At 40.0% G+C, this 23056-nt stretch carries 24 protein-coding genes; 17 read left to right on the top strand and 7 right to left on the bottom strand.

Going from position 1 to position 23056, the window contains the following annotated elements:
- Positions 1-218 precede the first annotated feature (218 nt).
- Both HNQ82_RS02545 and HNQ82_RS02540 read left to right on the top strand, forming a co-directional pair.
- Positions 219-1181 carry a DUF3800 domain-containing protein gene (locus tag HNQ82_RS02545; RefSeq protein ID WP_183246927.1) on the top strand — a complete coding sequence of 321 codons (963 nt, stop codon included), beginning with the start codon at positions 219-221 and terminating at the stop codon, positions 1179-1181.
- A gap of 301 nt (positions 1182-1482) precedes the next feature.
- Positions 1483-1734, top strand: a complete 252-nt coding sequence (locus tag HNQ82_RS02540) for a PIN domain-containing protein (RefSeq protein ID WP_221260994.1) — start codon at positions 1483-1485, stop codon at positions 1732-1734.
- Between the two features lie 54 nt (positions 1735-1788).
- On the opposite strand, the gene hepT is transcribed toward HNQ82_RS02540, so the two are convergent.
- From hepT to HNQ82_RS02525, 3 genes are all read right to left on the bottom strand, one after another.
- Positions 1789-2196 (bottom strand): type VII toxin-antitoxin system HepT family RNase toxin, encoded by a 408-nt coding sequence (gene hepT / locus HNQ82_RS02535; protein WP_183246924.1) that lies wholly within the window; start codon positions 2194-2196, stop codon positions 1789-1791.
- Positions 2189-2596, bottom strand: coding sequence for a type VII toxin-antitoxin system MntA family adenylyltransferase antitoxin (mntA, locus tag HNQ82_RS02530; protein WP_183246922.1), 408 nt, complete (start codon positions 2594-2596; stop codon positions 2189-2191). The genes hepT and mntA overlap by 8 nt, the downstream gene beginning before the upstream one ends.
- A gap of 237 nt (positions 2597-2833) precedes the next feature.
- Entirely contained in the window at positions 2834-4015 is a 1182-nt protein-coding gene (locus HNQ82_RS02525; RefSeq protein ID WP_183246920.1) for an IS701 family transposase, read from the bottom strand.
- A gap of 817 nt (positions 4016-4832) precedes the next feature.
- Between HNQ82_RS02525 and HNQ82_RS02520 the strand changes: the two genes are divergently transcribed.
- The 7 genes from HNQ82_RS02520 (at position 4833) to HNQ82_RS14650 (ending at position 14370) form a co-directional block, all read left to right on the top strand.
- Positions 4833-5852: a Wadjet anti-phage system protein JetD domain-containing protein gene (locus tag HNQ82_RS02520; protein WP_183246918.1), complete on the top strand. Its 1020-nt coding sequence runs from the start codon at positions 4833-4835 to the stop codon at positions 5850-5852.
- A complete protein-coding gene (locus HNQ82_RS02515) occupies positions 5807-7336 on the top strand; it encodes a replicative DNA helicase (protein ID WP_183246916.1) in 1530 nt (509 codons plus the stop codon). Before HNQ82_RS02520 ends, HNQ82_RS02515 begins: the two co-directional genes overlap by 46 nt.
- Positions 7333-8079 (top strand): DUF6063 family protein, encoded by a 747-nt coding sequence (locus HNQ82_RS02510; protein ID WP_343053375.1) that lies wholly within the window; start codon positions 7333-7335, stop codon positions 8077-8079. The genes HNQ82_RS02515 and HNQ82_RS02510 overlap by 4 nt, the downstream gene beginning before the upstream one ends.
- Positions 8063-12475, top strand: a complete 4413-nt coding sequence (locus tag HNQ82_RS02505; RefSeq protein ID WP_183246913.1) for a coiled-coil domain-containing protein — start codon at positions 8063-8065, stop codon at positions 12473-12475. Before HNQ82_RS02510 ends, HNQ82_RS02505 begins: the two co-directional genes overlap by 17 nt.
- A 56-nt stretch (positions 12476-12531) precedes the next feature.
- Positions 12532-12960 (top strand): NUDIX domain-containing protein, encoded by a 429-nt coding sequence (locus HNQ82_RS02500; protein ID WP_183246911.1) that lies wholly within the window; start codon positions 12532-12534, stop codon positions 12958-12960.
- A 134-nt stretch (positions 12961-13094) separates the two neighbouring features.
- A complete protein-coding gene (locus HNQ82_RS02495) occupies positions 13095-14219 on the top strand; it encodes a conserved virulence factor C family protein (protein WP_183246909.1) in 1125 nt (374 codons plus the stop codon).
- Positions 14220-14238: 19 nt separating this feature from the next.
- Entirely contained in the window at positions 14239-14370 is a 132-nt protein-coding gene (locus HNQ82_RS14650; RefSeq protein ID WP_281380795.1) for a hypothetical protein, read from the top strand.
- Positions 14371-14598: 228 nt separating this feature from the next.
- Here the strand turns inward: HNQ82_RS14650 and HNQ82_RS02485 are convergent, their stop codons facing one another.
- Positions 14599-15171: a Uma2 family endonuclease gene (locus tag HNQ82_RS02485; protein ID WP_183246907.1), complete on the bottom strand. Its 573-nt coding sequence runs from the start codon at positions 15169-15171 to the stop codon at positions 14599-14601.
- A gap of 169 nt (positions 15172-15340) precedes the next feature.
- On the opposite strand from HNQ82_RS02485, the gene HNQ82_RS02480 reads away from it, so the two are divergent.
- The 4 genes from HNQ82_RS02480 to HNQ82_RS02465 all read left to right on the top strand — a co-directional run bounded on the left by HNQ82_RS02480 (position 15341) and on the right by HNQ82_RS02465 (position 18189).
- Positions 15341-16120, top strand: a complete 780-nt coding sequence (locus HNQ82_RS02480) for a GNAT family N-acetyltransferase (protein ID WP_183246905.1) — start codon at positions 15341-15343, stop codon at positions 16118-16120.
- A gap of 67 nt (positions 16121-16187) precedes the next feature.
- Positions 16188-16649 carry a gamma-glutamylcyclotransferase family protein gene (locus HNQ82_RS02475; protein WP_183246903.1) on the top strand — a complete coding sequence of 154 codons (462 nt, stop codon included), beginning with the start codon at positions 16188-16190 and terminating at the stop codon, positions 16647-16649.
- Between the two features lie 11 nt (positions 16650-16660).
- Complete coding sequence (locus HNQ82_RS02470; protein ID WP_183246901.1) at positions 16661-17053, top strand: gamma-glutamylcyclotransferase family protein; 393 nt, start codon at positions 16661-16663, stop codon at positions 17051-17053.
- A 128-nt stretch (positions 17054-17181) separates the two neighbouring features.
- Positions 17182-18189: a TlpA family protein disulfide reductase gene (locus HNQ82_RS02465; protein WP_343053372.1), complete on the top strand. Its 1008-nt coding sequence runs from the start codon at positions 17182-17184 to the stop codon at positions 18187-18189.
- A gap of 33 nt (positions 18190-18222) precedes the next feature.
- Here the strand turns inward: HNQ82_RS02465 and HNQ82_RS02460 are convergent, their stop codons facing one another.
- Both HNQ82_RS02460 and HNQ82_RS02455 read right to left on the bottom strand, forming a co-directional pair.
- Positions 18223-18609, bottom strand: coding sequence for a hypothetical protein (locus HNQ82_RS02460; protein WP_183246898.1), 387 nt, complete (start codon positions 18607-18609; stop codon positions 18223-18225).
- On the bottom strand, positions 18606-19580 hold the full coding sequence (locus tag HNQ82_RS02455) for a ParA family protein (protein ID WP_183246896.1): 975 nt from the start codon (positions 19578-19580) through the stop codon (positions 18606-18608). Before HNQ82_RS02455 ends, HNQ82_RS02460 begins: the two co-directional genes overlap by 4 nt.
- Positions 19581-20146: 566 nt before the next feature.
- Between HNQ82_RS02455 and HNQ82_RS02450 the strand changes: the two genes are divergently transcribed.
- From HNQ82_RS02450 to HNQ82_RS02435, 4 genes are all read left to right on the top strand, one after another.
- Positions 20147-20518 carry an iron chaperone gene (locus tag HNQ82_RS02450; RefSeq protein ID WP_183246894.1) on the top strand — a complete coding sequence of 124 codons (372 nt, stop codon included), beginning with the start codon at positions 20147-20149 and terminating at the stop codon, positions 20516-20518.
- Between the two features lie 201 nt (positions 20519-20719).
- Positions 20720-21139, top strand: coding sequence for a DUF2975 domain-containing protein (locus HNQ82_RS02445; protein ID WP_221261006.1), 420 nt, complete (start codon positions 20720-20722; stop codon positions 21137-21139).
- A 10-nt stretch (positions 21140-21149) separates the two neighbouring features.
- A complete protein-coding gene (locus HNQ82_RS02440; protein ID WP_043967042.1) occupies positions 21150-21365 on the top strand; it encodes a helix-turn-helix domain-containing protein in 216 nt (71 codons plus the stop codon).
- Positions 21366-21380: 15 nt separating this feature from the next.
- On the top strand, positions 21381-22190 hold the full coding sequence (locus HNQ82_RS02435) for a DUF817 domain-containing protein (protein WP_183246890.1): 810 nt from the start codon (positions 21381-21383) through the stop codon (positions 22188-22190).
- Between the two features lie 3 nt (positions 22191-22193).
- On the opposite strand, the gene HNQ82_RS02430 is transcribed toward HNQ82_RS02435, so the two are convergent.
- A complete protein-coding gene (locus HNQ82_RS02430; RefSeq protein ID WP_183246888.1) occupies positions 22194-23027 on the bottom strand; it encodes an MBL fold metallo-hydrolase in 834 nt (277 codons plus the stop codon).
- Between the last annotated feature and the right edge of the window lie 29 nt (positions 23028-23056).

Raw genomic sequence — 23056 nt, 5'->3', positions numbered from 1 at the left:
GTATTTTAGGTGCAAAAAAAGATAGCTCAGCCCTGCCTAAACGGTAGCGGGGAAAAGCTATCTTGCCGAACTTTTGTGCTATCAGCCCTGCCTAAACGGTAGCGGGGAAAATAGCACCTTATTGTAAATAAATATAAGTCATAAAATTTTTTTAGTCAATAGAGTTTGGTAAAAAAAATATATCAATTGAATAAGAAAAAAGAGGTGTGCATCAATCTATGTATTACTTGATTTATTTTGATGAGAGTAATAAAATTGATCAATTTGACGTTGAGTATTCTTATTATGGTGCTTATGGAAGTACAGATATATCTATGGCAAAAGTTGTGAGAAAAGTTCGGGATATATTTAAACAATGTAAATCCTTTAGTGAATTACACTTTCGTGAGTATACTAAAGACAACCATGTAAAAAAATACTTCCAAACTCTCCATACAGTTATCAATGAGGATGTAAAAATAAACATTCTTATCGTTAATAATAAGGACGCCTTATATGCTGCACAAAGGATAGGATTGACTACTCCAGAGTTGAGAAATTTATTTTATATAAAGATACCAGAGAGGCTATTCTATGGTGTGACCAGAAATTTATCCGAATTTAGTGAAAATGATGAAATGATTAAAGTTAAAATTAAAGTGGATCAGAACGACGAATATGATGAGATTTTTCTTAGACATAAAATTATTGAACAGATGAACGCACATTCTGCCTATAGAAACAAAAACTATCGAGTGGTTCGTGTAATGTCCCAAGATTCAGCTAAATCCATTCCTTTGCAAATAGTCGATACTTTTATGGGAATTGTTGTATTCTTGCTAGAAAAAAATTATCTCGAACAATCAAATGTTGCTAAAATAAAAAGCGATCTCATATATAGATTTTTGATCGAGCAAGATAACCTTACTAGGTTCCAGAAACAAATAAAGCTATACAAATGGACAGGAAGCGAAGAGCTTACTTCCCTAAACATGGGTGATTATGTATCGCCTTTTATGGCCTATAAAGCCGCGTACGATGTGCAAGAAATGACACGTATCCAAAAAGTAATGCTTGAAGATTCCCCAGAATCATTGAAAGAGTTGAGAAAAAAAGTGAACTATCCTAATACAATGCTAAATACACTTATAGCATATAAAGACCAGATTGAAGGACGCGGAAGAAATTATTCCATCATATAACCGCAGATAAAATAAAAATGATGTAACATTTCTTGAGAGAGCTAGATTACTCGCAGGAAAACTTGACAGTCAAGTAAAACCATTTGAAATGGAAACGGAAGGAAAAGATCAAGTGCTGGAATTAATCATTTCATATGAGAAAAAGCGTTAGAAGAAGGCTTAAAAGGAGGTGTGGAACGAGGGCTGCAGCAAGAAAAACGCCAGATTGCGAAGAAGATGCTAGAGAAGGGGTACGACGAGCAGACGATTTACGAACTGACGGAGTTGTCTGTAGAGGAGATTGAGAAACGGAGGGGATCTCATGCTCCTAAAAAGCATCGAAGTTGTATCTGAATGCTGTTGGGTATTAGCATCTTTTTATGAAGCAGACCCTAAAGATATCTCAGATGCTTTACTCAAATTCACGAATAGTATTGGGGTGGAAACGGAAGAAAAGCCGGTCATTCAACAAGCACTTCGGGATTACGTCGAAAAAAACGTTGACTTCATTGATGCCTACATAGCAGCACACGCTAAAGCCAATCCATCTGAGGATGTAGTCAACTTGGGATAGGCACTTCAAACGATTAGAATCAGCAAGCAGTTAGGCGGTGCATGCTCACACCGCCTATGTTTGCTCAATAATTGCTTTCGTGAACTCAGTAAAGTCTGTTAAATGGTTGTCGAGTATTTTTTGTAAAATCGTCAAGTTTAGTTCTTGGTAGTCATGCACGGCGATATTGCGAAATCCGACCATCGCTTTCATTTTTTGTGACAAAGATGAAGAGATGATGCCGTGTTGTTCTAAAAGAGTGAAAGCGTCTCGGCTTGTTTGTGGAAGTCCGAGCTTTTTTTGTGCAACGATGTGCATCGCTAAGTCAATGCTTGCCTCACACGCTCGTTGGAGGTTGAGGACAATGGAATCTTGTTTTGTGTAATTCTCCAAATGTTTTGGGTTGTTTTCATATTCTTCATGAATACGTCTTATACACCGTTCGATGAAACTGACTTTATTTAGGATGACATCATTAGTCATAAACCGACCCACTTTCCACAATGTTTCGCAAAATTTCCTCCCGTTCTTCATTTAGTTTCGCATACATCTTCAGCACTCGCCATTCATATTCTGCCCTTTTTTGTTCGTTTGCACAATAGATGACCTTACCGCTATGGACGATTTGTGCTTGAAAAACGGTGCTCGCTTGCTTTAAATCGATGAGATCGACGTCTCGCTGTAATCGCTCTGCCAATTGTTGCGCGAGCATAAAGCGTTCATAATGATCCAATGATCGTTTATCACTCGATCGTTTATCACTCAAAAAAGCAATATCTATATCGCTATCGTAACGAACGTGTCGTGTTGCTACTGATCCGAACAAATAAATGACAGAAGGAGAGACCGCATCTTTTAATGTTTCAACAATAATTTGTTCCATCTGGTCACCGTCCTTCTATTTCCATGCTATTACGATTATATGATTTTCGGTTTTGTATGTCACGTTTCTATAGGAAACTTAGTTTTTCATGTGATTACAACGTTATTTCAAAGGCATGATCAACTCGTTTTATCTCCATTTGCTACAGACACATTAAGTGTCTTGTTACTTAATTACTGTAGTTGAGCAATTTTTGTTACAATAATTACCATTTAAAAAAGACAAACGGGGTACCCCTTATGCCACATGGAGCTGTTTTTTCACGGCATCAATGGGAATATTTTGTTTCGCTGCGCCGTAGATAAATTCTACAAGACGATGTGCTTTGTTCGTTCGGAGAAAGTCAAGACCGGTAGAGAAATCACTGTTCGACTCGAACATGCTGTACACATACGCAAGTTGCACCAAGATCCAATACCGTTTTACCGCCCGACGCCCGCGAACGCGGTATCCATCGAGTTTCAGCTGGTCTTTCGCTTGACGGAAAAAACATTCGATCGACCAACGTGCAGCATAGTAGCGCAAGATGTCTTCGTCGCTTAGCTCGCGATCGGTGCTCAAGACGCAATGAAGATGTTTCGGCGTCATCGGCTGATCGGCTTTCCATGCGAGGAGCACCACGGCATCCTTGAGACCGTTCAGAGCACCTTCGTAGCGATACACCCGATAACGCTCTTTTCCCACCGTGACGAGGCGGGTATCCCGTGGCTCCATAGATTTGGCAAATTCCTTTGCTTGAATGGCCGTCCCTTTTGGATAGAGAATCCGATTCGTCTTCAGCATCGCGATGACGTGGAACCCTTTTTTCAAGCAGGCTCCCACGAGGGTTTTCGATGGATACCAAGAGTCCATGAGCACATAAACGGGGCGACTCACATCCAACGAAGAAAGCATCTCGATCGCGAGTTCCCCTTTGCTTTTCCCCGCCGTCTTGTCATAGAGGAGAAAGGCAAAAGGAAACGCTTGAGTCATCGTATGAACCATGAGCCAAACGAGAGAATGTCCCCAGATCGATTTTTTCTCTGCGTGACAATAGTGCCAATCACACCCTTGAATGGTGTGTGTTGCCCGTGACGAGGGCTTCGTTTTTTGGCAAATCGTATCATCGATCGAAACAAAAATGGGTTGATTCTCTCGTTTCGAGCTGCGTTCGACACGATGAAGCACCCACTGCTGGAGTTTGCGAAGCAGCGTCTCTTCCTCCCATAGGCTTTTCGTGAAAAAATGGCTCAGTGTCGTGCGATGGTTCGGATGAAAACTCCCATGATGTAGATCGGTCAGCGTTCCCGAAAAGCCCTTTGTAATCATCGCATCCACGATATGAACGAGATGCTTCATGACAGGTTTCGAGAAATAAAGTGCCAACCCCAACATCGTCAAAAACTTGTGGATTCCTTGGTGATGTGCTAATCTATTCATGAGACATGAACCTCCTTGTGAATGGTTTGGTGACACATCTATTCTAATCAAGGAATCGGGTTCATGTCTTCTTTTTTGTTTGGTTGTAAATTTATGTTAGCAAATTTGCTCATCTACAGTTAATTATTCAAAGTATTTATATGTTATACTAATTACAAGTCATTAGAGGATCTGCCTTTATCAAGCTTTTGGAAATGGCGATTACTAGTTATGGATGACGAAGAAGAGATCGTTGCCAAGCATTCATTTATAGTAAAAAATATCTACGTATACATCAAGAGGTGTTCGTCAATGAACGAAAACATACTTTTTTTAGTTTCGTTCTCAATCATTCTTGCTTTTTTTCTCCTTATTGAATTTTTATTCAAAAAAAGAAAAGGGGATAAAGTTGCGATTCGATCTTTTGTTGTGAGGTTTGTTAGCATCGTTATCTTTGTTTACATAATAAAGTTAACTATTTTATAAAAGGTGTCCTTATCTTATAGTGATAACAAGGACACTTTTCTTTTTCTATGAAGATAACCAATGTATGTACAGTTATTTTTATACTTGATGGCAAAACTTACTCATGGGTGCTTGATGAGAATAATCACTCCGACGTAGTCGTTTTTTAGGATGGTGATGATTCTACTACGTTATTAAGCAAAACGAAGTATACTGAAAGTGTAGAACTAAAAAAACAATTTTTACGCATGATTGCACGAATGAATTTAGATGAGGTTGAAGTAAAAAGGTTTTTAGTATATAAGCTCCCCACTTTTATGTATCGTTTTTTGTATAATAAATAAAAAAAGTTCGATTTCTAGGAGTTGAAACGATGCAAGAAAAAATCGAAAAGCAATTGGCATTGTTTTCGAAGCGGATGATTTCGCTTGATGAGTTGGAACGAATCATTCAGCCTTTTGTGCAGACGTATGAAGAATTTGCTGAAATGGTGCTTGCATTGGAGGCGAAAGGGACGATTGAAATGGTAAAAGCAAAAGGAAGAACGATACGAACACCGTCGCTTGCATTTCAATATCGTATTCATAAACATCTTTTAATGAAAAACTATCATCGCGAGTTGCAACGTTATCAAAATCAACTTCATCCAGCCATTCAGCTTGACGAGTATTATGGCAAGGAACCTTCTGTATGGGAGCGGGACAAGCCATTTATTTTAAAAATTGACGCATATTTACGAACTCATAATCTTCCTCGTGAAGTAGCGGCTGCGCCGGAGCGAAGTGTGGAGTTAGTCGGTGATGAAAAATGGATCGATGAAGGAGGAGGGAGAGAAGTGCTGAAACGCATTGGTCTTTTTGAACTCCTTCGCATTGTTCCCGTTTCCGATCCTTTAATGTTTGCGATCAACCCAACGAATATAGCAAGAACATCGCAGCTTCATCTCATTGTTGAAAATAAAACGACGTATCAAGCGCTTTTGCCTGCGCTTTGTGACACGTTTTTTTCTACGCTTATTTATGGAAAAGGAAAAAGCGTAATTAGCAACATTGAGCAATTTTCGATGCAATATCCAATCCAAGCCACCCATCGTTTCTACTATTTTGGCGACATTGACCGCGAAGGTGTTTCTATTTGGTACTCGCTTTCAAAAAAGATCCCGGTTTCTCCTGCACTCCCGTTTTACCGAGCATGTTTGCGAAAAGAACCAACGCGTGGCAAAGAGTATCAAACTGAGCGGGCGGAAGCACTTCTTTCGTTTCTTTCTTATTTTGACCTAGATGAAAAATGGTGGCTTTCTGAACTGCTTGCTTCTGGTTTATACTACCCACAAGAAACACTGAAAACATGGGAATTGCAACATATTTGGAGGGAAACAGATTGGACAAGTTAGCGTGGGCAGGGATTACAGAAGGCTACCGTGAACGGATGAGGAGACTAGCACTGTTTAGTCCGCTTTTAGATCTTGAACGAATGCGAACAACTGATCGAAGCGGGCAACCTATTGATATGAAAGGGCTTGGGCTGTTGACGCTTCTTTTTTTCTTTGAACAAAAGCTTATACGGCAGTACAAAACTGGAGTTAAACAGCTTGCTTTGTTTTTAAAACAATTGACGGAACACGTATATGTGCTAGATGATGAGTTGTGTGAACAGCTAGCACGGACGATTGTTCAAACGTTTCGTCCTACATCAGGAAAAAAGCGAAGCTACTCGTTTTATGATTGGGAACAGCGTGAAGAAAGTGTGATTGAATATTCACTTTTAAAAGCGCATGATTTTGACACGAAAACGAATACGCAATATTACACACTCGATGAAGATGGGCTCGAGCTTTTATTTGCGACCAAAGAGTTTTATAGTGAATTTCAACTATCCATCAACCAGCTTATGTTGCGAAAACAGCTGGAAAAAGGAGAATTTGTGGCAGCGTTGAAACAAATTAACGAAATGCGCATTGATGTTGAAACGTTGGAGGAGCGGATGATTCGTCTTAAACATGAAATTCAGCGCAGTATTATTTCTGAAGAAACGTTTGAGCGATATAAGCAACTTTTGGATGATATTTACAGAAGACTTACGCGCGAAGATGAGGAGTTTAAGGAGCTACGTGAGTTTGTCAACGACACAAGAGAGCGATTATACGCTCATGATGTACATCAAAAAGAAGAGAAGACGTATGAACTTGTGCTGAAAATTGCTCGGGAATTAGAATCGGTGCATTATGCCCATTCCGCTCTTCTTGACAAGGCGCTTTCATTGAAAAACACGACGCTTGTGACCGCTCAAGAATCGCTGTATTATACGGGACTTCATTCGTTCAACTTTGATCAAGATGTCATGTCATACATCGTCTCTGCTCCACTTCCGATTGAAGCAATGAAAGGGGTGCTCCATCCGTTTTTAAAAGTAGAGGAAAATAAATATTGGTCGCCAATGGTCGTTTTTGCAGAACAAAATATTATAGAAGAGCGTGAAGAAAAGGTTCATCCACACTTTTTAGAAGCAGACAATATTGAATATGTTGATCCGTATCGTACATGGCTGAAAAGCCGATATCGACTATTGATGAAACATTTGTTAGAGGCATATAAGTTAGGACGTGTCGATAAGCTTTCTTCATTTTTTGATTACTTAGATGACATTGGTCAGTCGCATTTGTATGAACATCGATCATTTTACGATTTTTGGATTTTTATGCACCAACGTTCTCCTATTCAAAAAGAAATAGACGGGGAAGAGGGAGAAACGCTGTTCGGAGAGGCCCTTTCATTGCTCGGCACGTATGTACTTGAAGTAGAAGAAATGAAAACCGTCATCCAAAAATGTGAGCGGTTTTCTATTCAAAATATGATGATTGCGGTGAGGGAACGGTGAGAGATTATCCAGAACAAAAAGTTATGCAAGCTTTTCAATTGTATACGACACTAGCGAGGAAAGGAGTCGCAGATGCGCAAGCGGTGCATCTTTATAAAAGTGATGACGAAATTCGTGCGCTTTTGGATGCGTTTAGTCGTGAAGTCGATTGTGTTATTGTGTTGACGAGCGACCAATTGTTTCTTATACCGCGCACGAAATTGTCACCATTTCATGTAAGTAACGATTGGGTTAAGCGTCATTATCTTCGTTCAGGCGCTACAAACGGCGATTTATATTTGCTTTATTTTGTATCGCTCGTGTTGTTTGGAAGTTTTTACGATTCGTATCATACTCAAGAACCAACGCGACAATTTTTAGCAATGGATGAATGGGCACGGCTTGTGCAGGAGCGTATCGATCAATTGAAGCGACACGATGCGGAACAACTAAAACAATGGGAACAAGAGTTTTCTTACAATTGGAGTGTGATTATTGAGAAATGGGAGGCAATGGACGATATTAAAGAAACAGCAAAAAGGCAAAGTGGCGCTACGATCAGTCGTCTGAGTTTCCTTGATACAGCAAGACGCTTTTTAATTGATCAAGAGCTTTTAGTTGATATCGGCAACCATGAAGTCACATTAACAGAAAAAGCAAAAACGATTGTGCAACGCTTTTTCATGGATGTTGAATATAACCGTGGAATTTTTGAGTTTATTTACGGATTTGAAAGGGAGAATGAAGATGCCAGCGATCAGTAAAATTCGGCTGACGAACGTTGTTTATGAAGAAGGTCGCAAGCGGTATAACGATGAATTGTTTCGGTTTGATGGGCATAATGGAGCGATTTTGCTTGAAAACGGAGGTGGAAAAACGGTATTTATCCACACTGTACTGCAAGCGATTTTGCCGCACGTTGATTTAGCGGATCGAAAAATAAAACATACGCTTCAATTAGAAAACGCACCTGCACATATTGCAATTGAATGGTTGTTAAATGATGAACCGCGCCGATATGTCGTGACAGCTGTATCGCTTTTTATGACAAACAACGGATTAGACTCGCTCCGTTACGTATATGAATATAACGCGAACGACCCACATGGGATTGAGGGTATTCCATTTGTACGCGAAGGAAGAAGCGGAAAGCGCCCAGCGGAACGAGGTGAAATGCAAGATTATTATCATGATATGAAAGTAAAGTCGATGTTCGCTCGCACGTTTTCAACAATAAAAGAATATAAATCGTTTCTAGAAGAGCAATATCATATTATTTCAAGCGAATGGGAAAGTATTGTTAAAATTAATAGCACAGAAGGTGGTGTTGAGACGTTTTTTGACGAATGTAAAACGACAAATCAACTATTCGATCGTCTACTTATTCCAATTGTTGAAAGTGCAATTGTTGGGCATGATGAGAAACTATTTGCTGATTTGTTTGAAAAGCAACTTGCAAGCTTTAAGCATTATAAAAAGCTAAAAGAAACGATTGAAGAAAACAAACGTATACACCAACAACTTGAGCAATATGTTGGTGTATACGAACAGCTTCATCAGCAACAGTTATTGTATGAACAAGAGAAGCAACATGCCAAAGGAGTATGGCTCGAGACGCTCAAACAAAAACAAGCGTGTGAAAACGAGCAAAATGACAATGTGATGCAATGGGAAGAATGGAGCAACGCTGAGTTGACTCATCGGAAAAAGCGGGCAACGTATCATATTTTATTAGAGCAGATGAGACTCAATGAATTTAAACGAGAATATGAACAGGCGTTAGTGCAGGAAAAAGAAAAAGAAGAAGAAATGGTGCGTCTGGAGCATGAATACTATTCGCTCCAACTTGTCAAGTATAAGTCAGCACGAGAACAACATGTAGAAATGTTAGCTTATATTGAACAGCAGATGGCGAAGTTAAAAGAAGATGAAACGCTCGCTCATTACGAGGAGCAATTAGAAGTAGCTCGTCGTTCACTACTCGGTTTGTTTATGGAACAACTGGAAAAAATCGAAAAAGACGAGCGAAATGTACGCTATGAGCTTCATCCTATTCAAAAACAAATGGAACAATGGAAAAAAGATATTGAAACACGTAAGAAAGAAGAGCAAGAGACGCGCGAAAAACGAGCTGGCATTCAAAAAGTCATTCATGCAAGAGAAAAAGATATGGAGCATTTGAAACAACGCTTATTAGCAAATCCAACACAACAATCTGTTGAAGAAGAAATGGAAAAATGGATGGAAAGAGAACAATGGCTAGATGAAGAACTCGTTCGTTTGCGCCAAGAAATAAAGCAATTGAAACAATTAGAACGGGATATAGAAGCGCATAAAGAGGCACTTGAAAAGCAACGAGCCAATAAACAGGCAGAGTGTAAAGCGTTGGAAAAACACATTCAAATGATAGAGAGCGAGGAACAAGCACTTATAAAAAAGCTTGCTTCTGTTCGACCACAATGGGTAGCGCTTGATAGCGTTTATATTCAAGAAGAGACGATTCAAATGAGGCTTTATGAGGAAATCGAAAAAAGGATAAAGGAGCGTGAAAAACTTTTAGTGCAAGAACGGATTGCTTCGCGGTTTGTCGATGCGTACGGTGGACAAGACTTGTTTTTCGCCGATCCATTTTTAGCAGAACAGGTTTCTTCATGGAAAAGTCAATTTCACTTCCTCGCTACAGGTGTGGAGTATTTGCAGTCGCTCGAGGAAGAAGAACGAGAGAAAAAGCAAGAGTTTCCACTTTGGCCAATGACGCTTATTACAACTGCGAAAGCGAAAGAGCAACTAATACAAAAAGTGCGACAATGTAACGATCGGATGCAGTGGCCAATTGTCGTGCTGTCTGTCGACGAGGCATCGCGTGTGGAAAATGAACATGTATCGTATGGGTGGGTTCCACCATACTATTGGCAGGAAGTAATCGATCCGACATCGTTCGCGATTTGGAAAAAACGTATGTGTGATAACGCTGAACATATAATGCAACGCCGCCAAGAGAAAGAAGCAGAGCTAAGAATTTGGCAAGATGTACAACAAGCATGGCACACGTTTCTAGCCACTTACCCATACGAAATCATCGAGTCGCTCCGTATGGAACATGCTGATCTTTTACGTAGTATAGAACAATTAGCGATAACAATCGAAAAAGAAAAAAAACGTATAAATGAATGCCGATTGCATGTTGAACGAGATGAGTCGCTTGTTAGCCAATACGAAGGGGAGTTAAGTGGGTTTCGCGATAAAATAAAAGATGCCACGACCTATATTCAATATAAAAAAGAAGTGCGAGAAGGACAAAAGCAAATACACATACTTGATCAGCAACTTACATCGTTGACAAAAGAAATCGTACGTTTTACTCGTTCACTAGAAGATGCCCTTGCACAAAGCATAGAGCTTCAAGAACGTCTTCGATCACTTGACACAGAGCGACGTTCAATTGAACAACATTACGATTATCGTTCGCTCCGTCATCTTATCCCTATTTATTCGGGACAAAGCGAGGACGTCATCCGCGAACACATTCGTGAGTTCGAGTTACGCATTCGAGGGATTAAAACATCATACGGTGAGTGGAAAGAAAAGAAACAGTCGGCCCAAAAGGAGATTGATCGTCTTACTCATGAGATCAATAAGTTAAAAAAGAAACAAATTGATTTAGATGAAACAATGATATTCCCAAGTGATGGGGAGTATTTACTTGGACGGCTTGAGGAACAAATGACATCAGGCCATGAATCATTGAAACATCTAAAGCGACAAGTGCAAGAAGCGTTAAAACGAAAAGAACAGCAAAAAGGTGTCGTGAAGGCAAAAGAGGAGCAGTTTCAGGAGCAATTTCCAAACGAAGAGAAATGGATATTTTCAAATGAACTGAGTGATGTTGCTGTGCAATTGGATGTGGAACGAGAAATGCTCATGAAACGAAAAACATTTCTCGAACAAGAACGCGAGCGACTCACGAAGGAGATAAGGGATATTGAGCAAGCAGAGCGATCGCTCCATGTTGCAAAAGAAGTGCATCATTTTCATTCCCCAGCGATTGTTGCTTTATCGTTGAATGAAGAAGAAGTCGCATCATTCACGTACGATCGTTGTCGTTTCGTTGAGCACGTGATCGGACGGTTGAAAGTGAGTAAGCAAGCAGTTGAATTAGCAAAAGAACGTGTAGAACGAGAGAAGCGGTTATTTAAAGAATTTTGTCGTACATCAATCCAAGATGTAAAAATGCAACAAACAGCTATAAACGGCATCGAGCATAAAGAAACATACGAAGACATTATTGCTTTTAAAAAACATATGATGCAAAGTGTGGAGCGAGCAACGCATTATGCGAATGAACATATTCGTCAGAAAGATGCTGAGTTACAAGCGTTTATTAACCATATTCATACACATTTGCGTACGTTAGTTGAAGAGTTAAAGCAAATACCGAACAAAACGAGAGTTAAAGTCGGGGAAGAATGGAAGCGCATTTTCACATTTGCGATTCCAGATTGGGAAGAAGAAGTCGGTAAAATGCGTATCCGCAACTATATTGAATGGATGCTGCAACAACTTGAATCTGAACGTTTCCTAAACGAACACGGTAAGCAAGACGAGGCAAAAGTACGTAAAGAAATAGAAATGTGGCTTCAATCGAAGCAACTTTTACAGGTAGTGATGAACAATGAAGGAATGAAAGTAAGTTGTCGCAAAGTAACGAATGACAATAAAGTAACGACGCGCTCGTATTTGTGGGAGCAAAGCAACGTCTGGTCTGGCGGTGAAAAATGGAGCAAAAACATGACGCTCTTTTTAGGTATTCTCAACTATGTTGCCGAGAAAAAGCAGCATATTCGTTCGAAAATGAGGCGACATCGCACGGTTATTTTGGACAATCCGTTCGGAAAAGCATCAAGCGATCATGTGCTAATGCCAGTGTTTTTTGTCGCAGAGCAGCTCGGTTTTCAAATTATTGCATTGACAGCGCATGCAGAAGGGAAATTTTTGCGTGATTACTTCCCAATTATTTATAGTTGCCGACTTCGTTCGTCATCTGATCCGAACAAGCAAATTATGACGCAGGAAAAGTGGATTCATCACGCCTACTTCCAAGATCATGATCCGAAGTCACTTGAACGGTTAGGCGAAACAGAACAGTTAGAGTTGTTTTGAGTATAGGGAAAAAACGAGTCATTGTCTTTGATTTTCAATAATGTGGAGGAAAATGTATGTATCCGAATTATCGAATTTCTGTTGAGGTCATTGTATGGCACGATGACAAAGTTCTTTTAACGAAACGTGCAGAGCATTGTAAGGTAGCTCCGAATGTATGGAACGTTCCAGCTGGAAAAATCAAGTATGACGAAGTTCCTGTGCAAGGTTTGTTTCGAGAAGCGAAAGAGGAATTGAATTTGGATGTAGAATTGATAGAAGAACTATTCGTTCGAAATTTAAAAAGCAAAAGTGGTGATGAAGATATATATCGAGTTGTGTTTACGTATCTTGTCAAACCGAAAAACAATGATATTTCTTTACTCACACTAAACGATGAGCATTCTGAATTTGCTTGGGTAACGAAAGAAGATCTAAACGATTGTAAGTATGAAACGCTTCATGACGATATACGACACATTTTAGTGACAAAAGTGTTTATGTAAGACGATGTGAAACCACCTCTGCGATTTTATAGGGGTGGTTATTTTTGGTTCATTGAGCGAAACTTTTGCTTTTCTTTATTTCTTCCTTTTTAATGAAGTTACGAGGTATTTTTTAGAGGATAGGAGAGAAACAAATGAAAATTCAATCCATTGAACCGACGCCAAGTCCTAATACGATGAAAGTGTTGCTTGATGAAGAGCTTCCATTTGGCACAAGTTATAACTATAAACCTGGGCAAGCTGCACATGCCCCTGCCATCATCCAGCAATTGCTGCAAATCGAAGGGGTGAAGGGCATTTATCATGTCGCTGATTTTTTAGCTGTCGAACGGCATGCAAAATATGACTGGAAACCGATTTTAACAAAAGTGCGCGAAGTATTTGGCGAGCAGGTGGATGAAATCCAAGATAATGAACCTGTACGCAACGAGCATTTTGGCGAAGTGAAAGTGTATGTGCAAATGCTTTATGGCTTGCCGATGCAAGTGAAGTTAACGGACGGTCACGAAGAGAGACGAGTTGGCTTGCCGCAGCCGTTTGTCGATGCGGTGTTAGAAGCGCAAAAACATGCAGGGAATATCGTCATGGAGAGAAAGTGGGTCGAAAAGGGCGTTCGGTACGGAACGTTTGAAGAGATCGGCGCCGAAATAGTCGAGGAGTTGTCTGCCGCTTATCCACTCGAACGGCTCGAGCGGTTCGTACACATGTTTAAACAAGGTGAGCAGGCGAAAACACAAAAACGAACGAGTTTTCAAGTGACAGAACAAATGCTAGATGACCAAGATTGGACGAAACGATATGCAGCGTTGGAACAAATGGGAGAGCCAACGGAAAACGATTTGCCTGTGTTGGCAAAGGCGTTAAAAGACGAAAAAGTCGCTATTCGTCGCTTAGCGACTGCGTATTTAGGAATGATTGGTGGCAAAAGCGTGCTTCCGTATTTGTATGAAGCACTCAAAGACTCAGCTGTTTCTGTGCGTCGTACAGCCGGCGACTGCTTGTCTGATATTGGTGACATGGAGGCCATTCCTGTGATGGTCGAAGCGCTAAAAGATGCAAGCAAGCTCGTTCGCTGGCGTGCCGCGATGTTTTTATATGAAAATGGCGATGAATCCGTTCTGCCTGCGTTAAAAGCAGCCGAAAACGACCCGGAATTTGAAGTAAGCATGCAAGTAAAAATGGCGATTGAACGAATCGAAGGTGGCGAAGAAGCGAAAGGATCCGTTTGGAAACAAATGACGGAGAGTAGAAAGGGATAAATATAGTTATCTTGGAGATTTGAAAAATACAAGTAAAGGTACATCGCTACGAAATAATGAAAGCGTACTAGAAGAACAGCAGTCATCATCGCTGCAATCGCTAGCGGAAGAAGGAAAAACGTGCACGGACGGAAATTGCGCTATCGACTAAATTTAAGCAGATGAAAAGCCGGCTAGGGAACTTTAGCCGGCTTTATAAAAAGACAAGAAAGTATATGGGGGTTCCCACGGTAAGCTGTCTAGCTCCAAGCGCCATGGACAAACCCTCCTCGGTGGGGCTTGTGCGCCCTTCGCGGAGCCAAGGATGGCGACATTTCGCCGTTGCCCGCAGGATGCGGGCTGCCTTTAGGCGAAATTGGGACACTTTGCGCTTTTCTTATTATTCCACATCATCCATATGCAAAATGGAATGAAGCGAAATTGCTAAATCTGGATACAAAAAAGACGTTAACACATCTTTCGGGCCGAATACCGCCCGTTTTTGAAACCGTCCGTCTTCTAAGCCAATGACTTCAATCGTTCGATTGCTTGGGTCGACCATCCAATACTCTTTCACACCATTTGCTTCATACAAATAATATTTTTGATTTCGATCTTTAATTCCTGTGCTAGCGGATAACACTTCGATCACGAGATCGGGTGCACCTTGTACTCGGTTTTTTTTCAGTTGAGTTACGTTGCAAATAACGAATAAATCCGGCTGTACAACGGTTTGCGCTTCTTCTTCATTTTTAGCTGCATCGAATTGTACATCAAATGGAGATAAGATGAGGCGACATCCTTGTGCTTTGAAGTAAGGGGCTAAGGCGAGATACAGTTCGCCCACGACATATTGGTGAACATATGAAGGCGATGCAAGCAAATAAGGGATACCGTCAATTAGCTCCCAATTTCCTTCCCATTGTTGAATATCTTTATATGAATACAGACGACCGTGTTGTACTTTTTCCATCTCTCTCACCTGCTTCTTTGTCTTTTTTACATTATATCACAATGAGAGGGAACTTTTTGTATGCGACGAGAATCAAACCTCATCTTTTTCGTTTTTCTACATATTTCGACAAAATTTTGTGCGTATGTTTGCTATAGTAGGATTAATATTTGATCGAGGAGAGATGGATATGATTCGTAAGCTGAATAGGAAGGATCATCGTGTTGTGTTTTCTTTTTTAAAGCAAGAGCCGTCACTTAATCTTTTTATTATCGGTGATATTGAAGCGTTTGGATACGAGCAGGAGTTTCAAGAGCTGTGGGGCGACTTTGATGAGGACGGTGCGTTGCGAGCCGTGTTGTTGCGATTTTATGATTCGTATATTCCATATGCTCCGGGGGAGTTTGATATAGAGGGATTTGCTAAAATTATGAGAAATACTGCTCATTCTGTTCGACTTTCTGGAAAAACGGATCTTGTTGCAGCATTTGAACCTCTCTTGCCACTTGGGAAGAAGCGTGTGACGTATTTTTGCGAATGTAACGAAATCATATTTCCGGAAGTGGAAAGCCGCTATGAAATAAAACAAGCAACGATCAATGATGTGGATCGAATAATAGAGTTGCGCAGTCGCATTGCTGAGTTTTCGGTGCTTCCTTCATCGCGAGATATGCTTGTCAAATCGTTAGAGACGAACACAGGTCGCACGTATTATATCGAGGAGGATGGCCGCATGGTGTCGTCTGTCTCGACAACGGCAGAGAATACGCTGTCTGCGATGGTTGTCGGTGTTTGTACGGATCCGAATGATCGGCAAAAAGGGTATGCAAGCGAAATAATGAAACGTGTCATCCAAGACTACATTCGCTCAGGCAAAACGTTATGTTTATTTTATGATAATCCGAGTGCAGGACGTATTTATAAACGACTTGGTTTTTCCGATATCGGCATGTGGACGATGTATGGGTGACATATGGTTTTTGCTTGCGGTTTTGCGTATATGTTGAATATAAACAAAATGAAAGGTGCGGATGCATATGCCATTATATTTTGCGTACGGCAGTTGCATGTCGTTTTCGGACTTAGAAAGAACGACAAGTTTTGAGTACGTTGGAACGGGAATTGTTTTTGATTATCGCCTCGCATTTTCAGTATATTCGCGTACGAGACAAGGTGGAGTCGCCGATATTGTGTATGCTCCGGGAGAAAAAGTGGAAGGAATTTTGTTTGAAGTGCCGAACTTTGAACAGCTAGACAGACGAGAAGGTCATCCGAATTTTTATCGGCGTCGTGAAATTGAAGTGTGGGACGAACAAGCGAAAACGATGCGAGTAGCTAGTACGTATGAAGTTGTTCACAAAAAAACAGTTGAAATTCCGCCGTCTGATGAATATGCGAACATTTTGTTAGAAGGGGCGAAACGATTGTCTGAGCCATATCAGCAACAGTTGCAAGCACATATTTTTTCACTTTGGGGAAAAGAAAAAACACCCAGGTGAGGTGAGCAAAGATGAAATCGTTTCAAGTGTTCGTATATGGGACATTGCTGCGAGGGGAGGAGAATCATCGTGTTGTTGCCCCGTATGTTGCACATATCGAGAAAGGTGCTGTATGTGGGTGGCTTCATAGCGTCTATGACTTGTACCCGGCTTTAGTGCTTGATCCGTCTGCTCCTCCTGTGGACGGGGAATGGCTGACGGTGAGCGAAAAAGGACTAAGGGCAATGGATCAGCTTGAAGGATATGACGGAGAAGGAAAGCACAACGATTATGAGCGAGTATTCGTGACAGATGTAAACGGAAAGACGGCCGGATTTGTGTATGTATACTCAAGCGAACGAGCGAAACATTTGCCACGAATTGGAACGTCGTGGAGGGCGTATAGGCAGTCGCGAAAAACATAAGAGACAAGAGAAGCGTGAAGTTTGCAAGTTTTTGGCGCACTTCACGTTTTTCTATTGTTACATATGTGAATATAATAGAGGGGTGGATGCGTTCACTGAAAAAATAGAAATGAAAAGAGGGAAATACGGTGCAGCTTGGAGCGGTTGTCATTCAAGGAGAAAATTTATTGCTTATCGTCAGTTTGCTTATGACATACGTGTTTTTTTACTACGGTTTGTTTGTTTTAAAAGCGGAGCGGAATGTGATGGATGTTATTTTTAACAGTTTCATATATGGTTTAGTCATATGGAAATTGAGTTACGGTATTGTGCATCCGAACGTGGTGTTACAAAATCCGTTAACGCTCCTTTATTTCAACGGTGGCGTTGTTGGCCTTGTTTTAGCAGCAATATTCATTGTCGTGTATACATATTGGCAACTGAAAAAACAACACATTTCGTTCGATGTTTATATTCGTTCGGTTACTCCTATATATTTCGGGTACTGGGTCGTATTCAGTGTGGTGAAAGGAAGTGAATTTTCGGAATATCGCTTCATTTGGCTACAAGCTATCGTAGCTCTTATTTTTTTCGTTATCTCTTCTCGTACAAAAACGAAGCAAAAGCTCGGACAATTGCTTGTTTTGTTCCATATTTTCGTTTCTATCTTTATATTCGCACCAATATCGGACACGACAAACGAAGTCACGTCGGAGCAATCGAGTACAAACGTTGGAATTGATGTTGGAAAAATGGCTCCGGATTTTGAATTAATGACACTAAAAGGAGAAAAAGTACAGTTGTCTCAATTTCGAGGGAAGAAAGTGATTTTAAATTTTTGGGCGTCGTGGTGTCCGCCGTGCCGTGCAGAAATGCCAGAGATGCAGCGATTTTATGAACAGCATGGACAACATGTCGCCATTGTAGCTGTCAACTTGACGAATAAAGAAAAAAATCGTCAAGCCGTTGAGACGTTTATTAACGAAAGAGGAGTGTCATTCGATATTATGTTTGATGAGCAAGGAACGGTTAGTAAAACATATGAAGTCATCACCATTCCGACCTCGTACATTATTGATGAACACGGAGTCATTCTCCATAAACATGTGGGCCCCCTTTCATATGATATGATGAAACGAACCGTTTTGTCGGAATGAGCTCGGTCGTTTCGTATGTTGAGCGAACAGCTTTTATGTCTGTTCGCTCATTTGTTTTTGTAATTTTCGATTTGCCATTTGACTATATAGTTCAGAAAAACTGCAATGAGTTATAATCGATTCAATCAATAGTTGTTTTGTTTCTCTCTTTTGTAACTTTATATTCATTTGTGCCCCGATATGAAGCAGTTGTTCTTTTTTAAAAGACATTAAAAACGTTGTTGCTTCCTCTTTATTCATGTTTTTTATTTTTTTTATGACGTTTGCATAGTCCGTTTCTTTTGTTGATTGTTTCTTTAATGTTTGCTTTTGTAGCTTTGCAGAAAGATCATCTAACATCTCATCCACTGTGCAATGTTCGTAATGTTTTAAAATAACGAGCGCTTTTTCTAATATATGTGTTAATGTTTTTACGTTCATACGACAATTCCTCCACCAATTCGGTTTAAAAATTCAAGCGTAATTTTTTTCACGCATTCGCTCTGTTTCGCTCGGTTGTTTTCAACGGCAAATACAGGATAACTTAGCGTCGATGCTCGCGTGATGGCATCACCGTATGGTAAATAGCTGTTAAATATCATGTCAGATGAAAGCGCGCGTTTCAATGTATTGATCATATTTTCTTGTGTTTGTTTTGGCTGATTTCCGTATTCGCGAATGAAATTGAGGACGATTCCGATGAGTTTTGTATCGCTATATTCTTTTGAACTAGATTGAAACCTTTCGTTTAATTCATCTACTTTATTTTTAATGGCTGAGATGCCGTATGAAGACAGCCGATCAGGAATAGCTGGAATTAAATAATAATCGCTTGCATAGAGCGCATTTTGCGTAATGTAATTTAAATTTGGTGGACAATCAATAAAAATAAAATCATACTCATGTTTCACTGTGTTTAAAATATGGTGAAGCATTTGAAATTTATAAATGTCCGAACCAAATAAATGGTCTTTAAAATGAGGCCGTGAGTAAACAGCAATATCCATGTCTGTATGAATGAGTTCAGCATGTGCCGGGAGCAAATCAATATGTTCATACACTTTCTCATTTTTACTTCGCACGCACGCTTTTAAAATAAAGTCGTTTACATCAATTTGTGGATATTCATTTTTTAAATAATGTTCAATTAAATCTTTCAACGTACCGATCGGTGGCGTTTCTTGATAGGCTAACTGTTCAAACCGCTCTGGTGTTAAACATGAAATGGAGAGATTACATTGTGCGTCCGCATCCACCAATAACACTTTCGGTTGAGATTGTTCAAGACCGAATAGCTCTAATTCGTCAGATGATAAATGTTGTAGTCCGGTCGCTAAATGATGGGTAACGGTCGTCTTTCCCACTCCGCCTTTCCAGTTGATAATACTAATTACTTTTGCCTGTCGCTCCATGATGATCGCCTCCTGTTGTATATGGACGGTTTATTTGTATGAGAGAAGATAAAAAGTTATGACCGATTGTTTGCAGAGGAATGATTAGAAGGGAACTTACTTGACATATTGTTTTATGTGATAATTGTTATAGTAACAAGGATACATGTGATATGTAATCATGGGAGAGTGTGAGAGTGTGAGAGTGGAACAAAAAGAACAACGGTTATTTTCTTATGAAACGTATGAGCCGAACCATTTTGACTTGATTATATGCTGGGATGAGAGCGTATTTTTGGTTACAAACGGAAAATGGTTTGGTCCCACTGCGTATCTTTTTTTGAAGGAACGATGTATTTAAAATATCAAGCTACATCGCTTGAAGAGGTCGCTCGATTGATTCATAAACATCATGAAATAAAAGATATGAAAAGAGGGCGGTGGACGGTTATTAAAAATATTCTCAAGCTACAACTAGGCTTTTCAATCAATTGGTAAGAAAGAAGTCCATGTGGCTAAAAAGCTGCATATTTCGCTACACAATGTTTATTGATATGGTAAACAAACGAGGGAGGAATACTTTACTTATGGAAGTTTTTGAACAATATTTAGCAAGGATCGAAAACGTTGACCACCGCAATCGAACAGAGGAAATTTTACGGTGGGTTTGTGATACATTTCCACAGTTAAAACCACAAATCAAATGGAATACACCTATGTTTACCGACCATGGCACATTTATTATCGGTTTTTCCACAGCAAAGCATCATTTAAGTGTGTCACCTGAAGAAGCATGCATGACGCGCTTTGCCGATGAAATCGCTCAAGCTGGCTATAGCGCGACAAAAGGATTGTTTCGAATTCCGTGGAATGAACCGGTCAATTATGAATTGCTAGAGAAAATCATTGAATTTAATATTCAAGAGAAAGCAGATTGCACAACTTTTTGGCGAAAGTAACAGAAATAAGCATTTCTCAAAAAAGAGAAGTGCTTTTTTTGTTTTAAAATAAAAAAATAAATTAAAACAATAATTATTTATTGTAAAACGATAAATAATGTATTAAAATGAAATGGAAATCATGGAAGTGAGGTGCTTGTTGTGAAGCGAGAAACACTTTTTTTAAAAATCGCTATTTTTATAATCGGCGCTCCTGTTGCTATGTTATGTGTATTTGTCTTGCCTAAGTTTCCTAACTTTTATGCGGAGTGGTTACCGGAATTAGCGTATTTGCGCTATCCAATCGTTATCTTTTTTTATGTTACCGCTATTCCGTTTTTCTTTGCGTTGTATCAAGCGTTCAACATGTTGACTTATATTGATAAAAACGAAGCGTTTTCCGATGTATCTGTAAAAGCGCTAAAGTATATAAAACATTGTGCCGCTGTCATTAGTTTATTGTATATCGCAGGCATGCCGTTCTTTTATCTCACCGCCGATTTAGACGATGCCCCAGGAATTATCATTATTGGATTAATGGTAGTTTTTGGAGCGTTAGTCGTTGCTTTGTTTGCAGCGGTGCTACAAAAGCTTTTACAAAAGGCTATCGAGATCAAATCGGAAAATGACTTAACGATTTGAGGTGAATCACATGGCGATTATTGTTAATTTAGATGTTATGCTGGCGAAGCGGAAAATGAGTGTGACTGAGTTGTCAGAAAAAGTAGGAATTACGATGGCGAATTTATCGATTTTAAAAAACGGCAAAGCAAAAGCGATTCGGTTATCGACGTTAGATGCGATTTGCAAAGCGTTACAGTGTCAACCTGGAGATATTTTAGAATATCGAAGTGATGACGAAATGTAATCGGAGGCAAAAGCGATGAGATCATTGATTCAACTCGTTCATTTTGGCTGGCAACAAGCGTTATCTTGTTTGTTTCCGGTTGTCATTTTTGCCTCGTTAGCGGTGACAAAAATGGTGCCGCTCCCTTTCTTGCCACGTTATGATTGGCTACTTATCATTTGCCTTTTCATGCAATGGTGGATGGTGCGTGTGGGACTAGAAACGCGAGATGAACTAAAAGTGATTACGTTGTTTCACCTTATTGGGCTTGCGCTTGAACTGTTTAAAGTGCATATGGGGTCTTGGGCTTATCCAGAAGAAGGGTATGCTAAAATTTTCGGTGTGCCTTTATATAGCGGCTTTATGTATGCAAGTGTGGCTAGCTATCTTTGCCAAGCGTGGCGACGGTTAAAGGTGGAGCTCGTCAAATGGCCGCCGCTTTCGCTCGTTGTTCCGCTAGCTGCAGCGATTTATTTGAATTTTTTCACCCATCATTATTGGATTGACGTTCGGTGGTGGTTAATTGGACTTGTCATCATCGTCTTTTGGGCGTCATCGGTCACATACGAGGTAAACGGCACGCGTTACCGTATGCCGCTCGTCCTTTCTTTTTTACTTATCGGATTTTTCATATGGATCGCCGAAAATATTGCCACGTTTTTTGGCGCTTGGCAATACCCGAACCAAGTGGATACATGGAGTTTTGTTCATCTTGGAAAAGTAAGTTCGTGGTTTTTATTAGTTATTGTAAGCTTTCTCATCGTTGCGACGTTAAAGCAGGTGAAAGAAAAAATTCCACAAACAACGATGATGGCGATTAGGATAAGGCAAATTAGCGAACAGTAATCGTCACTGTTCGCTAATTTTTTTCATATAATGTTCTTCAATCACCGAACGAACGATATGGAAAGAGCTCCATTCGCCTAGGGAAAGAAAGGTGATTGGATATTTCTTTGGAAAAAGGGCAGATTGTATTTGTTTTAATGTCGCTCCTTTTTCATACAAATCAATAATTTTTCCTTGAAGCTCTTGTAAATAATGAAGCTTTCGTTGTAAGGCGGTGCGCCCGTCTTTTACATAACCCGCGTGGGCGCAAAACATTTCGTTAAAATCGTACGTTAATACTTTTTTTAATGAGTCAATCAAGGTAGAAATGCTTTCTTCGCGCAAGATGACTTTTGTTTTTTCGAGGCAGTATAAGTCTCCTGTAAAAAGTTGTCCTGTTTCGCGATTAAGAAATGCGAGATGGTCAACAGCATGACCTGGTGTATGAATGACATCCCATATCGCACGGCGTGTAGAAAACGTTTTTCCAATCGGCTTAGCTTGGAAAGGAGGGCGCCTTCCCCAAAAAAACTTGCGATACATTGGATAATCTGCTTGTTTATTACAATACTCAATCATGATCTCACTCATATAAATTGGTAGTTGTCTTTCGTTTTGTAAAAACGCTGCACACCCTGTATGGTCTTCGTGAAAGTGGGTAATTACCACTTGATCGATGTCTAATGATTTGAAAAAGTTTGTAAATTCACTTGCTAACGATGCTGCTCCTGTATCAATCAATACTCCGTCGATAGCAAAACAATGCACCGTTAATCGTACCCCTTGAAATGTTAGCGTGCCTTTGGCGATATGTACTCCAGAAACAGTTTCTTGTTCGAATTTTTTCTTTAATAACATGTGAAGTGCTTCCTCCCCTTATTTTTATT

This window comes from Anoxybacillus tengchongensis, assembly GCF_014201585.1.
Taxonomy (GTDB): domain Bacteria; phylum Bacillota; class Bacilli; order Bacillales; family Anoxybacillaceae; genus Anoxybacillus; species Anoxybacillus tengchongensis.
This window is presented reverse-complemented; position numbering and strand designations above follow the sequence as displayed.